The organism is Rhodococcus wratislaviensis (genome assembly GCF_900455735.1).
GTDB classification, from domain to species: Bacteria; Actinomycetota; Actinomycetes; order Mycobacteriales; family Mycobacteriaceae; genus Rhodococcus_F; species Rhodococcus_F wratislaviensis.
In genome coordinates this window covers 191783-206909 of the sequence record NZ_UAUI01000024.1, presented here as the reverse complement: position 1 = coordinate 206909, position 15127 = coordinate 191783, and the positions used below count along the sequence as shown (strand labels likewise).

Genomic DNA, 15127 nt, shown 5'->3' with positions numbered 1-15127 from the left:
CTCACCTGGAGACAAACCTTCATGATCATCGACTGTCACGGCCACTTCACGACCGCGCCACCCGCGCTCGGACAGTGGCGCGAGCGCCAGATCAAGGCGTTCGAGGATTCGGGCGCCCGAGTCTCACCCGACGAATTGCACATCGGCGACGACGAAATCAGATCCGCGATCGAACAGGGGCAGCTCAAGCTCCAACTCGAACGCGGCACCGATCTCACACTCTTCTCCCCCGGCGCGGGAAAGATGGCCCACCACTACGGCGACGAGCAGACCAGTCTGGCCTGGTCGCAGGTCAGCAACGACCTCATCGCCCGGGTGTGCGGCCTGTTCCCGGACCGTTTCGCCGCGGTGTGCCAGCTCCCGCAGTCCCCCGGTGACGCACTCGCCTCCTCCATCCGCCGATCGGCGACCGAACTCGAGCGTTGCGTCGAGGAACTCGGATTCGTCGGCTGCCTGCTCAACCCGGACCCTTCCGACGGGTACTGGCAGGCGCCGCCGCTGACCGACCGGATCTACTACCCGCTCTACGAGAAGTTGGTGGAGCTGGACGTGCCCGCGATGATCCACGTCGCGATGTCGCGCAACCCCGCCATCCAGGGCACCTGCGCGCACTACCTCAACGGCGACACCGCGGCCTTCATGCAGCTGTGCCAGTCGGACCTGTTCACCGACTTCCCCACGCTGCGGCTGATCCTGCCGCACGGCGGCGGCGCGGTCCCCTACCACTGGGGCCGCTACCGCGGGATGATGCAGGACCAAGGCAGGCCACCCCTGCAGGAATCGTTGCTGCACAACGTCTTCTTCGACACCTGCGTCTACCACAAGCGGGGCCTCGAACTGCTCACCGACATCATCCCCGCCGAGAACGTGCTGTTCGCCTCCGAGATGATCGGCGCCGTCCGCGGCGTCGACCCCGAGACCGGGCACCGCTTCGACGACACCAAGGCGCTGCTGGACTCCATCGACTCCATCAGCGACGACGACCGGCAGGCGATATATGGCGGCAATGCGCTGAGGGTGTTCCCGCGCCTCGCGAGCCGCGTCACCAACCACGACAAGCAAGAGGAGATCGCGCGGTGAAGGTCTACGAAGCGCTCGCAGCAGCGTTCGCCGCCGAGGGCACCACGGATGTGTTCGGCATGATGGGCGACGCCAACATGCACTGGATGAACGCGCTGGCCAGTCGCGGGACGCGCCTGTACGAGGTGCGTCACGAAGGTGCGGGACTGAGCATGGCGCACGGGTACGCCCGCGCATCCGGCCGGCCCGGCGTCGTGACGACGACCAGCGGTCCCGGTACCGCGCAGCTGGCCACGTCGATGATCGTGGCGAGCCGGGCGCGCATCCCGCTGGTCGCGTTCTGCGGGGAGACCCCGTTGGGTGACACGAGCGCCGTGCAGTACCTCGACCAGCGCCGGTTCGCCGCCGCGATCGAGTGCGAATTCCTCCAGGTGACCAAGGCCGAGTCGGCCACAGAAGTGGTGCAGCGCGCCTTCTACCTGGCCCGCACCCAATCCCGGCCGGTGATGATCAGCGCCCCGTTCGACGTGCAGCTGCAGGAGTTCGAGGACGACATGCCGTACGTCCCGTCCACCGAACTGCTCCGGACCCCCAAGCTGCTACCCCACCCGACCCAGATCCAGCAGGCGTGCGAAATCATCGGGGCGAGCAAGCGAGTCGTGATCGTCGCCGGGCGGGGCGCCCGCAACGCGGAAGCCGGCGAGCAGATCCTCGCGCTCCAGCGTCGAACCGGCGCCCTACTCGCCACCACGCTGCAGGCCAAGAACTGGCTGTGCGCCGAAACCGAGTACCACGTCGGGATCGCGGGCCTGTTCGGCAGCAGGCTCGCGATGGAGCTACTGCAGGAGGCCGACTGCGTAGTGGCGGTGGGTGCGAGCCTCAACCACTACACCATCGAGAGCGGATACCTGTTCCCCGAAGCCCGGTTCATCCAGATCGACACCGCGCCGAACCTGGTGATGGGCAACGGTCAGGTCGCCGACTGCTACATGCAGGCCGACGCGATCACCGCCCTCGACGCCCTGACGGACGCGCTGGGGGTCCGCGGTATCGAGCTGGAAGGCTTCCACACCCCCGAGGTGCACGGCCGGCTCACGGCCCCGCTGATCGACCCGGCCGAATACCGCAGTGCGCCGGACCTGCTCGACCCGCGTGAGGCGATCGCGGTGCTCGACGCCGAACTTCCCGGCGAGATCGGGCTCGTGCTCGGCAGCGGACACCAGACGGACTTCGGCACGATGCTCTTCCAGCGCTCACGCGAGATCACCTCGAACTACGGCATGTTCGGCGCCATCGGTCAGGCCCCACTGCTGACCATCGGCACCGTCGTCGCCAACGGCGGCAAGCCCACATTCGTGGTCGAAGGCGACGCGAGTTTCCTGATGCACCTGTCGGAGTTCGAAACCGCGTGCCGCTACCAGCTTCCGGTGCTGGTCGTCGTCATGAACGACGAAGCCCTCGGCGCGGAGTACCACAAGGCGAAGGCCAAGGGTCTCGACCCCGAGCTCGCCGTGATCCCCACCCCCGAACTCGGCACGGTCGGACAGGCGCTCGGCGGCGGCGGCGCGACGGTCCGCACGACCGACGAACTGCGCGCCGCCCTGGCCGAGTACGTCCGTAACCCGCGGCCCACCGTCATCGACGTCCGCATCACCCGCGACGTGCTCAGCGTGCCCTACCGGCGCATCCAGTACGGCGACGACGTGTGAGAGCCGACATTGCTGACGACAAACGACAAGAGGAGTCGGAAATGAAGATCGTACTGGGCAGGGACGACCTCGCGGCCGTAGCCGTCGAGGGGGCCGCGGCCGCCGGTGCCACGCCCGAACGTCTCGACATTCGGCCCGTGCACAAGGCATCGCGCGGTTTCGTGAACGACACATCGGCGGACGTGTGCGAGCTGGCCGTGGTGACGCTGCTGCAGGCGGCCGCCCACGACAAGCCGGTGGCGCTGCTGCCGGTCACCATGCTCGGCCGCTACCAGCACCAGACCCTGGTGACCATGGGCGATCTGAGTGTCGACGATGTGCGGGGCCGAACTGTCGGTGTGCGCTCGTGGAGCCAGACCACCGGGGTGTGGCTGCGCGGATTCCTCAGCGAGCAGTACGGTCTCGATCTGACCGAAATCAACTGGCAGACATACGAGGGCGGGCACGTCGACGGGGCCACCGACCCGGCATGGGTCACGCGCGCCCCCGAAGGCGCCAAACTCCAGGCCGACTTCCTCGAAGGCACGCTCGACTACGGGATCATGGGCAACGAGCTGCCCTCCGACGACCGAATCCGCACCGCCATCCCCAACGCCCTCGCGGTCGCGGCCGAATGGGCCGCACGCAAAGGCTTCGCTCCCATCAACCACGTGGTCGGGTTCAGTGCGGCAGCCGCGAACGAGGACCCGAAGGCCATCCTCGCGGTCTACGACGCCTTGGCCGAAGCAGCCGCGGCCAGCGGCCCGGCGGCGGGTCCGGTGGACCTGAGCCCCGTCGGATTCGACGGTCTGCGCGGCGCCGTCACCGACGCTTCCCGCTACGCCTACGAGCAGGGGCTGCTGCCTCGCCGGGTCGAGTTCGACGAACTCGTCGACCGCACCTGCGCCGCTCTCGGGGTGACCGCCTCACGCCTCGGCGGCTGACCCACTTACTCCTTCTGAACACGAAAGGCTGAACATGAACACGCTCTCGGTCGCACTCGGGGACTACCCGCACGTGCAGGCACTGCTGGGCGGCGACGTCACGGTGAACGGCTACGCAGTCGAACCCGTCGAGGTCAGCCCGATCATCGGCGCGTACCGGCGGATGATCCGCGACCTCGAATTCGACGTGTGCGAACTCGCGCCGACCTCGTACCTGATGGCGCTGCAGGCCGGGGTTCCGCTCACCGGGATCCCCGTCTTCCTCAACCGCCGCTTCCACCACGCCGACGTGCAATGCGGCTCGGCATCGGGAATTCGCTTCCCCGCCGACCTGACGGGCACACGCATCGGTGTCCGCGCCTACACGGTGACCACCGGGGTGTGGATGCGCGGCATCCTGCGCGACGAGTACGACCTCGACATCGACACGGTCAAGTGGGTCGTGGACGACGACGACCACATCGAAGGCCGCGCCCCCGCCAACGTCGAGCGGGTCACCGACGGCCGATCGCTCGGTGAGTTGCTGCGTGCCGGCGAGATCGACGCCGCGTTCAGCGGCAACGCAGGCACCGGGCGTGCGGGTGCGCCGCGGGCGGGGTGGTCGGCGTCGGCCGAGCAACCCGCGGGCGACGACGGGCCGTACCCGCTGTTCCCCGACCACGAGGTGCTCGCCACCGACTGGTACCTGCGGACCGGGATTTATCCACTGCATTCGGTGATCGCGATCCGGCGTGACCTCGTCGACCGCGATCCGGAGTTGCCGACCGCGCTTTACGCAGCTTTCGCCGAGAGCAAGCGCCGTCAGATCGAGGCCGATCCCCAGTGGTCGGCGCTGCCGCGACTGGGCAAGCAGGGCAGGCAGATCCGGACCGACCCGATTCCCTACGGTCTGCAGGCCAACGACGCGAGCGTGCGAGCGCTCGTGAAGTTCTCGCGGGACCAGGGCCTGCTCGACAAGGACTTCGCCGCCGATCCCGCCCTGCTGTTCGCCAAGGGCGACTACCCGGACGCCTGATCCGGCCCACCAACCGAGAAAGGTGCAGACCATGGACATCGTCGACACCCATTGCCACATCATCACCGACGACGTGACCCGCTACCCGCGGGCCCCGATCGGTGGGAAGCAGTCCAGCTGGGCCACCACCCGGCCGGTCACCGCGGACGGCATGGCCGAGCGCATGGACGAAGCCGGGATCAGCCAGGCCGTGCTGGTTCAGGCCACCACCGCCTACGGCTACGACAACTCCTATGTGCTCGACAGCAGGGCGCAGCGGCCGGACCGGTTCATCGCGGTGGGCACAGTGGACCCGTTGCGGCCCGACGCCGCCGACAATCTCGAGGCGGTAGTCGGCGACGGCGGCCTCTCCGGGGTGCGGCTGTTCACCAGCGGCAGCACGGTTCCCACCCAGGGCGAGTGGTTCGCCGCGCCGGAGACCTATCCCTTCTGGGACAAGGCCACCCAGCTCGGCGTGACGGTGTGCCTGCAGATGCGACTCGGGCCGGCGACCGAGCAACTGCACCTGCTGCTGCGCCGGTTCCCCTCGGTCCGGGTGCTGCTCGACCACATGGGTTACCCCGACATCGCGGCCTCCCCCACCGACGCCGGCGAAGCGGTGGCGGCGCTGGCCGTCCATCCCGGCCTGCACCTCAAGCTGACCCACCGCAACCTCGAACGTCTCCACGACGCCGGCCCGAAGGCCGCCGGTTTCCTCGATCCGGTGCTCGCAGCGTTCGGAGCGAACCGGATCGCGTGGGGCTCCAACCTGCCTGCCGCGGAACAGTCGCTGCCCGAACTCGTCGCCCTCGCCCGGGAGGTGCTGGCCGAAGTGCCCGAGCCCGAACGCCGGGAGATCTTCGCAGGCACGGCGCGACGGCTGTACCCCAGCCTGGCCACATAGGGTCTCGGAGAAAATGATGGCAATTCGGCAAAGATGCGATGGCACAATCGTTATCGCACGCCGTGTATTCGATGCATGCGTTGCCCTCGTATCTGCCGCTGCAGCCGCGCCGGTTGCCTTCGCGCTGGCCGAGGGAATGGCGCTGTCCCGCATTACGCGCGACGGCCTCGAGGCGGACGGGTATTCGTCCGACGAGAATCTGCACGATGTCGGCACAGTGATCGAGCTGATATAGGTCGTGCCCCCACGTGCGTGCCGTCCGCTGCCGATGTCCGCCGAAATCCGGCGGACGGCACGCATTTCCACGCTACTTCCTCAGCAGAGGTGATCACCACGAGCAACGACGAACCAGAACCCCGCCCCGGGATGGGCCGATGACCATCCTCTCCGGGCTCCGCCGGCAAACCTTCGCGTCCCTCCGCAGCACCAACTTTCGCCGTTACATCACCGGTCAGGCAATTTCCCAAGCCGGCAAGTGGATGCAAACCGTCGCCCAGTCGTGGCTCGTCCTCGAGCTCACCGACTCCGCCACCGCGATCGGCGTGGTGATGGCATTGCAGACCGTGCCCATGCTCCTCGTCGCACCGTATGGCGGGGTCGTTGCCGATCGACTGGACAAGCGGCGTCTGATGATTGCCCTGCAGGCACTGATGGGCGTGCAAGCACTGATCCTGGGTATTCTCACCGTCACCGGAACAGTCCAGCTCTGGCACGTCTACGTTCTCGCCCTCGTCCTCGGCCTGAACCAGTGCTTCGAAAACCCCACACGCCAATCGTTTCTGCTCGAGATGGTCGGGGCCGATCACCTCCGCAACGCCGTCAGCCTGCAATCGGTGCTCAACTCCACGGCCCGGATGATCGGGCCCGCCGCCGCCGGACTCGTCATCGCAGCAGGCGGTGTCGGTCTGTGTTTCCTGCTCAACGCAGCAAGTTTCGTGGCGGTCGTCGCCTCCCTTCTCGCCCTCGACGTCTCGCAGCTGACCCCCTCACCACCGACGGCCCGCGCTCGCGGTCAGCTCCGCGAAGGTCTCGCATACGTCCGACGCTCCCCTCAGCTGGCCGTACCGTTGACCATGATGGCCCTGATCGGCTGTTTCGCCCTCGAGTTCCCGGTAATCCTGCCCGTCATCGCCGACCAGACCTTCGACGCCGGGCCGGGCGCGTACGGCTTCATCACCGCTGCGATGGGCGCGGGATCGGTGGTGAGCGGACTCGCCGTCGCAGCCTGGGGCCGCACCGGAACCCGGGCGCTCGTGCTCACAGCAACCGCTTTCGGTGCGCTCCTCCTCGTCGCCGCCCTCGCCCCGAATCTGTGGATCATGCTTGCAGTCATGGCCTGTGTGGGAGCATGCAGCGTCGCCTTCACCTCCACGACCAACAGCGCGCTGCAACTCGCCGCCGCACCGGCCACACGCGGACGAGTAATGGCCCTGTTCGGAATGGCATTCATCGGATCTACCGCGGTAGGCGCGCCCATCGCCGGATGGGTGTGTCAGCACTGGGGCGGCCGCGCGGGACTACTCCTCGGCGCCCTTGCCTGCCTGATCGCCGCTGCCATCGCAGCACCGTGTCTGAGACACCGCGACAGTCGGGCCCTGCCCACTACCTAGTCGTGCGCCTGCTCCACGACCCAGGCCGCGACCTGTGTCCGGGAGGTGAAGCCCAGTTTCGCCAGGATGTGCTCCACGTGTCCTTGTGCGGTGCGCGGCGAGATCACCAGTCGGTCGGCGATGGCCTGATTGGTCAGGCCTTCGGCGATCAGATCGGCGACCTGGCGTTCCCTCTTGGTCAGTCGCGTCGACGCGTCGGCGTCTCGCGTGGTGGTGCCGGCCTGTTGCTCGTGGAGGGCGTAGGCGATTGCCGCATCGAAATCCAGGCTTCGGCCCTTGCGGTGGGCCTCCTCGAATACCGCTCCTCCGAGCCGCTTCCGAGCTTCCTGGTCGCAGTTCTGCTGGTATACGAGAAGATTGGAATGTATGACCACAGCACTGCCCACCGACCGCGCCAATCCCTCCGCGGCTCCCATCAGCATTGCGGCTCGGGCGGCGTCGCGCCGCTCGCACGCGATCCAGGCCAGGGCTCCGAGGCAGGCTGCCGCGAAGCGGGGGCTGTGCACTTGCCGGGTCAGCTCCAGCGATTGGTCGAGAAGGCGGATCGCGCGATCGGCGTCACCCTGCTGCCACACCGCAATTCCCAGGGCCCACAGCGAATGCGATCGATACACCTTCTCGCCGTGCATCTCTGTGATCGCGAGAACACGCTCGAGGCTTTCGACAGCCTGCTCCGTCGAACCGGACAGTCCATGGGTCGTCCCCAACAGGTAGAGGGCACTGGTTTCGAGTGTGCGTTCTCCCCGTTCGCGGAACTCTGCGAGCGCGGTGTCGAGGCGAGAGCGGGCCCGTTCGAGATCACCGTTGTAGAGGGCCAGCGTGCCGTCCGCGTCGGCGACGAGAGCGCGCATCATCGGATCGCTCGTGCGCGCGGTGAGAGTTCGCGCCTCCGCCACGAGCGCGGCCCCGGACTCGAGATCCCCCTGCACGTCGGCCATCACGCTGGCGCAGTAGAGCGCTTTGATCCGGTCGACGGTCGGTTCGACGGGGTAGCTGGCCAACAGGTGGTCCAACCAGCGCCGGCCCTCGTTGTAGAGGCCCTGCGACGTCCAGAACCAGCGGAGTGCGGCGGCGGTGCGCAGGCCGGCGGCGGGATCGTCGTCGATGCCGAATTCGAGGGCCTCCCGCAGATTCGGCTGTTCCCGCTTCAGACGGGCGATCCAGTCGAGCTGGCGGGCACTGATCCACTCGGCCTCCGCATCCAGCGCCAACGCCTCGTACCAGTCCCGGTGCCGGCGCCGAAACGCCACAGCCTCACCGGTCTGCTCGAGTTTCTCGTAGCCATATTCGCGGAGAGTCTCGAGCATCCGGAAGCGCACCACCGACCCGTGCTCCTCCCGGATCAGAATCGATTTCTCCACCAAGGACGTCAGCGTGTCCAGCAACTCGCCCGGGTCGAGGTCGGCGCCGCACACCCGCTCCGCGGCATCGAGTTCGAAGCTTCCCGCGAACACCGCCACCCGTCCCCACACCAGTTGTTCACCGGCGGTGCACAACTCGAAACTCCAGTCGATGCACAACCGCAGCGTCTGTTGCCGCGTCGGCGCACCCCGGCTGCCGCGGGTCAGCAGGGTGTAGCGGTCGGTGAGGCGACCGAGGATCTGCTCGGGTGACATCGCCCGCAACCGGGCCGCCGCCAACTCGATCGGCAGCGGCAGTCCGTCGAGCCGGTGGCAGATCCCCGCGACCGCCGCTGCGTTGTCGTCGGTGAGCGCGAACCCCGGAACGGCGGCATTGGCGCGTTCGGTAAACAACGTCACCGCATCGTATTTGGGTAACCCGCGCAAGGAGGGCTTCCGTTCGGGATCGGGGACGGCCAGCGGGGGGACCCGTAGCACTGCCTCCCCGCCGATGCCGAGGGGTTCGCGGCTGGTGGCCAGAATCCGCAACCGCGGACAGGTGTGGAGCAGAGGGCCGGCGAGTTCGGCGACCGCCTCCACGATGTGCTCGCAGTTGTCGAGGACCAACAGCACCTCTCGCGGGGCGAGGAACTCGATCAGGACCTCCCGCAGCGGCCTCGTCGAGTGGTCCCGGACTCCCAGTGCGCCCGCGACGGCGTCGATCAGTGAAACCGCGTCGCGCAGTTCGCCCAACTCGACCAGCCGCACACCGTCGGCGTACTCGCGCTGCACGGCGGACGCGACCCGCATCGCCAGCCGCGTCTTCCCGACACCCCCGATCCCGGTCAACGTCACCAGGCGCGACCCGGTCAGGAGGTTCTTCGCCTCGGTGAGCTCGTGTCGGCGGCCGACGAAGCTGGTCAGTTCCAGGGGAAGGTTCCCCGTCGTGATGGGAGCGGAGGCACCTGCGCCGCTCGGTCGCACTTCGGAACCCGGTCGCCGGTCGTTGCCCTGTGTGTCGGGTTCGGCTCGTAGGGGCATCTCGTCGACCGGGAAGCCGTGGGCACGTTGCAGGGTTCGCAGTTCCTCTCCGAAGTCGGCGGCGGTAGCCGGTCGCTGATCGGGCACGCGGGACATCGCGCGGGCGATCACCGCGGACACGTCGTCCGGGAGCCCCCGCTCACGCAGATCGGGCACCTCCTGTGTGGTGATCCGCAGGAACTGGGCGACGAGCTGTTCGCCGCTGCGACGTTCGAACGCGGCATGGCCGGTGAGGGCACTGAACAGGGTGGCGCCCAAGCCGTAGACATCGGCTGCCGGACTGGGCGGTTCACCCCCGAGCACCTCCGGCGCGGTGTACGCCGGCGACCCGGTGACGGCACCGGTGGCGGTCTCGAAGCCGCCGCTGATGTGCGCTATACCGAAATCGGCCAACTCGGGCTCGCCGTAATCGGTGAGCAGGATGTTCGCGGGTTTGACGTCGCGATGCAGGACACCCAGTCGGTGCGCCGACTCCAGTGCACCTGCGATCTTCACCCCGAGCCGCAACGCCTGGCCCAACGGCAGCGGACCGTGTCGGCGGATCCGCACATCGAGGGAATCTTGCGGGTGGTACGGCATGACGGTGTAGGGACGGCCGCTGTCGGTGGCACCGACCTGCAGAATGTTGACGATGTTCGGGTGCCCGGTCAGCCGGCCCATCGCCTGCTGCTCCCGGAAGAATCGGGCCCGGTTCTCCTCGTCGAACTCGACGGTGAGGACCTTCACCGCGACCGTGCGATCCAGTTCCGCCTGCGTGCAGCGGTAGACCACGCCGAAACCGCCGCGGCCGATCTCCTGAACGTCAGCGAAACCAGATCTACCGAGTTCGGCAGCCGGGGACGGCGGGTACCGCTGCGTGTCGAGCGGATCACCTTCACCCATCGGACGGTCTACTCACCCCGTCGGATCGTGGTTCCGGCGCATTGGTCCCGACGGCGCGACCAGCGCGGATACAACCGTGGACTCACCTCTCGACGGCGCCCTCCCGAGGATATCGTCGAGCAGCACGGCGGAGGTACCCGTCGTCGACGTGACTACCGGGTGGATCCCCGCACGACGAGGCGTCCGTGGAGGTGTCCCGGTGGGACTGGCCGGTCAGAGTTGTCGAGGCGGTTGACCAGCATCGTGACGGCCACGCGGGCGAGGTGTTCGGGCTGTAGGTCCACCGAGGTGATCGCGGGAACGGCGGATCGTGTGTGCTCCGAGTCGGAGCCGCCGACGATCTGCACGTCGCCGGGGACGTCGAGCCCTCGTTCCCGGACCCGCGCGAGCACCCCGGCGGCGTGGCGGCCGGTGAGGCAGTACACCGCGTCGGGTGAATCGTTACGGTCGAACAGTTCGTCCGCGGCTTCGCGTCCGCCGGCCTCACCGGTGGTCTCGGGCCGGCTGGCGACCAGAGCGTCCTGACCACGGTTCGCTGCCCACGCGCGGTACGCGGCCTCGGCGCCCAGGTTCCACGAATTGGGATCGGTTCCGGTAACGAGAGCCACTCGCGTCGCCCCCGCGTCCGCGAGGTGCCGCAGCACTCGGTCGGTCATGAGTTCGGTGTCGGTGTCGAGCCACGCGTCGTAGGCGGCCCTCGCCGGATCCCTGCCGACGGACAGGAACGGCACGCCTTCCCCGAGGAGCATCTCGATGAGGGGGTCGTTCGTGACGGGTTCCGTGATCAGGAACCCGTCGCAGGCGAGGGCGGCTGCCGGGGACTCGTCGCGCGTCGGATCGGACACCAGCATGAGCCCGTATCCGAAATCCATCGCGGCCAGAGCCGCCGAACCCGCGAACCGCAGGAAGTAGTCGACGCCCGCCGGGAGAGTCGAATCCAGTGTCTCGAGCGGCCGGAGCACGAGGGCGAGCACGCCGAGACGGTTGCTCCGCAGGCTCCTCGCCACCACGTCCGGCCGGTAGCCGAGGGACTTGGCGGCCGAGCGGACACGCTCACGCGTCGCGGTGGCGACGACGCCTTTGCCGCTGAACGTGTGCGACACCGTCGTGGTCGACACGCCCGCGTGCCGTGCCACGTCGGCGATGGTGGGCCGCGATCGCTTCTCCGTCACGCACTCAGGCTACCAACGGCTCGACCTGCACCAAATCGATTTGCAAATTCGCTGACCCCACTCTTGTCCAAATCGATTTGGTTCCGTACGGTGACCGGGGTCACGCCAGATCGGCGATTGCGCCCACCAGCCGCACATCCGCGCTCATCTATCCGGAGGACCCCATGGCATCGACAAAAGCAGACCCGCGCGCGGTGACGCCCGGCGAAACACCGCCGGCCGATCGCGCCGGGCGGGTGGAGACGCACGGCATCGACTTCATCCCCGCCGGCGAGCGGCACGGCCGCGCCCGGGACCTGTTCGCGGTATGGGCGGCGCCCAACGTGAGCTACCTGGCCCTGGTCGTCGGCGGCGCACTGATCCTGATGGGCCTGTCCTTCTGGCAGGCTCTCGCGGTGATCGTGGTCGGCAACCTGTTCTCGATCCTCACCGGGATCGTCGCCGCCAGCGGACCCGCGTCGGGCACGCCGAGCGAGGTGATCACCCGGGCGATCTTCGGTATCCGCGGCAACCGCGTGAACATTCTCGTGACCAGCTGGTTCATCAGCGTCTGCTACCTGGCGCTGAACTGGGCGGCCGCGTCGTACACGGCCTTCAGGCTCGTCGAACGGTTCGGGATCGACGCGACCACCCCCGTCAAGGTCGTCATCATCCTGGCGATCGCCGCTGTCACGCTGGCCATCGGCGTGTACGGGCACGCCACGATCGTGCGGCTCTACCAGCCGCTGGCCCTGGTGCTGACGCTGATCTTCGTGGTGATGGCCGGATACGTTCTCGGCAACGCCGACTGGGCTTACCAGCCGGCGGAGTCACTCCACGGAATCGGCCTGTGGGCGACGGTGGCCGCGGGTGTGTCGATTGTGGCGTCGGCTCCGCTGTCCTACACCAACAGCGCGGACTTCGCCCGCTACCTGCCTGCGACCACCTCACCGGTCTCGGTCACCGCCTGGACGGCGCTCGGCGCGTTCGTCCCCAGCGTGCTGTTCACCGCGCTCGGCGCACTCGCCGGAACCGGACTCGACATGGCCGACCCGCAGATCGCACTCGAGACCATTCTCCCGGCGTGGTTCACACCGATCTTCCTGCTCGCCGTCATCGTCGGCACGATCGCCAACAACGCGATGACCGCCTACAGCTCCGGACTCGCCCTGCAATCGGTCGGCCTGCGCCTGCGCCGCTCACGCAGCGTCCTCCTCGACGGCTCGATGGGCGTGGCCATGACGCTGTACGCGCTGCTCGTCTCCAACTTCCTCGACACCGTCAGCAACATGATGCAGCTCGTCGTGACCGTGATGGGTCCCGTCATGGCCGTGTACGTCGCCGACGTCCTGTGGCGCCGCAACCGCTACGACGGCCTCGGGCTCGGCGACGAAACCAGCAGCAGCCCCTACTGGTACAGCGGTGGGATCAACTGGGCGGGAACGGTCGCCGTCTTCACCGGCATCGCCGCGGCCGCGCTCTGCGTCGCCGCCCCGGTCTACACCGGTCCGGTCGCGAACGCGGTCGGCGGCGTGGACCTGTCACTACCGGTCGGGTTGATCGTCTCCGCAGCACTGTACGTCGTGCTGATGCGTTCGTACCGGGCCCGCTGATCGACTGTGATCGGCCGGCACACAGCACTATTCACACCAGCACCACAACGAGGACGACGATGACCGAGACCAGCACTGTCCACTCCCACGTCTGCGTGGACGACACCCGGCCGCACGAACGCGGCGTCGCCCGCGGCACGCAGCTGCGCGGCGACCTACCCGCGTCCGTGGAACTGTATCTGCGCCTGTTCGACACGGTCGGCGTGAGCGAGTCCCGCACCCGCGACAGCGCGCACCGCCTCGCGGATGTGCTGGCGGCGTGGGGCCCCCGGTACCTCGAAGAGATCGAGGGCATCGCTGCCGGCGCCGGGCTCGAGCCCTGGCACGTGATGGCGCTGAACGGCCGGACGGAGATCCTGTCCCAGGCAACCGCGGCCCGTCCCGGCGAGTGCTCCACCATCGCCTACGCACCCGCGGATCGTCCGTCGGCGCCGTTCGGCATCCAAACCTGGGACTGGCACGAAGAACTGGACCCGTACTGGCACACCCATCAGGTGCGCGGAACCCGCCACAGTTACGTGGGGCTGACCGAGCACGGCATCCTCGGCAAGATCGGGATGAACAGCGCGGGCCTCGGCGTCTTCTTCAACATCCTCGGCCACCGCGACGACGCACCGGCCGGGGTGCCCGTGCACGTCCTGTCCGCGGCGGTCCTCGGCGAAGCCGGGACCGTCGACGAAGCCCTCGAACTACTGTGCTCGGCACCGATCGCGACCTCGGGCGCACTGACGCTGATCGACCCCGACACCGTCGCGTGTGCCGAGGTCAGCCCCGTCGGCGTCGCGACGCTCCGCCCGAGCGACGGATTCCTGACGCACACCAACCACTTCCTCGACCCGGCCAACGCCGCCCGCGAGAAGACCGGTCTGTACGAGCCGGACTCGCAGGACCGCTACGGTCTGATCGCCTCCCGGCAGCAGCGGTACGCCGAGCCGGCCGTCGCCGATCACCTCGTCGAGTACCTGTATTCCGATCCGGGGCAGCCCCAGCTGTGCTGCGTCCCCGCCCCGGACGCGGTCTTCGGTCAGCGCTGGGCCACCCTCGCGACAGTGCTGCTCGAACCCGAGCACCGCCGTGCCCGCATCCTCGCCGGCACACCGATCGACGCCCGACGGAGGTCGTGGACCACGCTCGATGCCACCGAGGCCGCGTGCGTCGTGGGCGGGTGACACGGCTGCCTGTCCCGGTACGTGAGCGGCAAAGCGTGTGCCCGCACTCTTTACCACTCACCTGGGGTCAGGACACCAGATTCGCTGAGGCCCAGTCCATGTGCGTCTGAATCGCTGTGGCCGCTTCGTCGGCGTCACCGGTTTCGATGGCGTCGACGATGGCGCTGTGGCGGCCGACGTCCATGTTCCCGACGGCGCGGTCGAGGCCGGCGAACATGATCGACATCCGGATGGATCCTTCGAGGGAGATCCACGAGTGCAGGAGTGTGTCGTTGCCGGTGAGCGAGCACATGGTGCGGTGAAAGTTCAGGTCGGCCTCGATCCGGGCTTCGAGGACGGCGGTGTCCATGACGTCGAGGGCGGCGCGCAGTTCCGCGATGACGGTGGCGCGGTCGGCCAGGCCCGCGAGTTCCCGGACGGCCAGCGCCTCGAGTGCGGCGCGGACGGCGAAGATGTCGCGGATCTCCTTGGAATCGAGGTGCCGGACATACAGCCGGCCCCGCGCGCCGGCGGAAATCAATCCCTCCTGCTGGAGTTGCCGCATCGCCTCGCGGAGCGTGCCGCGGCTGATCTGCAGCATTTCGGACAGTTCGGTCTCCACGAGCGGGCTGCTCGGCGCGAGCTCCCCGCTGGTGATCGCGACCCGCAGGGCGGCGACGGCTTGCTGGCGGAGGCTGGTCTTCTCCAGCCCGAGCAGTGCGGCGGGTTGTCCGGCCATGGATGCCTCCGTGGGGTCAGCGATCAACTGTCGACAGCGGTCTGTTGACAGCA

12 protein-coding genes are annotated in these 15127 nt (G+C 68.2%); 9 read left to right on the top strand and 3 right to left on the bottom strand.

Translation table 11 applies throughout. The annotated features are described in order from the left end of the window. The first annotated feature begins 21 nt into the window (after positions 1 to 21). Genes DTA22_RS26690 through DTA22_RS26665 form a run of 7 tightly spaced genes read left to right on the top strand, consistent with a single transcriptional unit; the run spans position 22 to position 7160 of the window. Positions 22 to 1080, top strand: a complete 1059-nt coding sequence (locus DTA22_RS26690; protein ID WP_112301479.1) for an amidohydrolase family protein — start codon at positions 22 to 24, stop codon at positions 1078 to 1080. Beyond that, on the top strand, positions 1077 to 2729 hold the full coding sequence (locus DTA22_RS26685) for a thiamine pyrophosphate-binding protein (protein ID WP_037236074.1): 1653 nt from the start codon (positions 1077 to 1079) through the stop codon (positions 2727 to 2729). The genes DTA22_RS26690 and DTA22_RS26685 overlap by 4 nt, the downstream gene beginning before the upstream one ends. Before the next feature lie 41 nt (positions 2730 to 2770). After that, positions 2771 to 3652 carry a substrate-binding domain-containing protein gene (locus DTA22_RS26680; RefSeq protein WP_037236071.1) on the top strand — a complete coding sequence of 294 codons (882 nt, stop codon included), beginning with the start codon at positions 2771 to 2773 and terminating at the stop codon, positions 3650 to 3652. Between the two features lie 34 nt (positions 3653 to 3686). Beyond that, positions 3687 to 4667, top strand: a complete 981-nt coding sequence (locus DTA22_RS26675; RefSeq protein ID WP_112301478.1) for a substrate-binding domain-containing protein — start codon at positions 3687 to 3689, stop codon at positions 4665 to 4667. Positions 4668 to 4698: 31 nt separating this feature from the next. Further along, on the top strand, positions 4699 to 5550 hold the full coding sequence (locus DTA22_RS26670; protein ID WP_112301477.1) for an amidohydrolase family protein: 852 nt from the start codon (positions 4699 to 4701) through the stop codon (positions 5548 to 5550). A 16-nt stretch (positions 5551 to 5566) separates the two neighbouring features. Further along, a complete protein-coding gene (locus DTA22_RS35985) occupies positions 5567 to 5785 on the top strand; it encodes a hypothetical protein (protein WP_146777801.1) in 219 nt (72 codons plus the stop codon). A 13-nt stretch (positions 5786 to 5798) separates the two neighbouring features. After that, the gene (locus DTA22_RS26665; RefSeq protein WP_112301476.1) at positions 5799 to 7160 is read left to right on the top strand and encodes an MFS transporter; all 1362 of its coding nucleotides are present in this window, start codon (positions 5799 to 5801) and stop codon (positions 7158 to 7160) included. Here DTA22_RS26665 and DTA22_RS26660 read toward each other — a convergent pair. Further along, positions 7157 to 10423 carry a protein kinase domain-containing protein gene (locus DTA22_RS26660; RefSeq protein ID WP_112301475.1) on the bottom strand — a complete coding sequence of 1089 codons (3267 nt, stop codon included), beginning with the start codon at positions 10421 to 10423 and terminating at the stop codon, positions 7157 to 7159. The two genes, DTA22_RS26665 and DTA22_RS26660, sit on opposite strands and share 4 nt — an antisense overlap. Positions 10424 to 10575: 152 nt before the next feature. Then, a complete protein-coding gene (locus DTA22_RS26655; protein WP_112301474.1) occupies positions 10576 to 11595 on the bottom strand; it encodes a LacI family DNA-binding transcriptional regulator in 1020 nt (339 codons plus the stop codon). Between the two features lie 164 nt (positions 11596 to 11759). Here DTA22_RS26655 and DTA22_RS26650 point away from each other — a divergent pair, with 164 nt between their 5' ends. Then, on the top strand, positions 11760 to 13187 hold the full coding sequence (locus DTA22_RS26650; protein WP_112301473.1) for a purine-cytosine permease family protein: 1428 nt from the start codon (positions 11760 to 11762) through the stop codon (positions 13185 to 13187). 59 nt (positions 13188 to 13246) lie between these two features. Beyond that, positions 13247 to 14356: a C45 family autoproteolytic acyltransferase/hydolase gene (locus tag DTA22_RS26645; protein ID WP_112301472.1), complete on the top strand. Its 1110-nt coding sequence runs from the start codon at positions 13247 to 13249 to the stop codon at positions 14354 to 14356. A gap of 67 nt (positions 14357 to 14423) precedes the next feature. Here DTA22_RS26645 and DTA22_RS26640 read toward each other — a convergent pair whose 3' ends face one another. After that, positions 14424 to 15074 (bottom strand): GntR family transcriptional regulator, encoded by a 651-nt coding sequence (locus DTA22_RS26640; RefSeq protein ID WP_037236050.1) that lies wholly within the window; start codon positions 15072 to 15074, stop codon positions 14424 to 14426. Positions 15075 to 15127 lie beyond the last annotated feature (53 nt).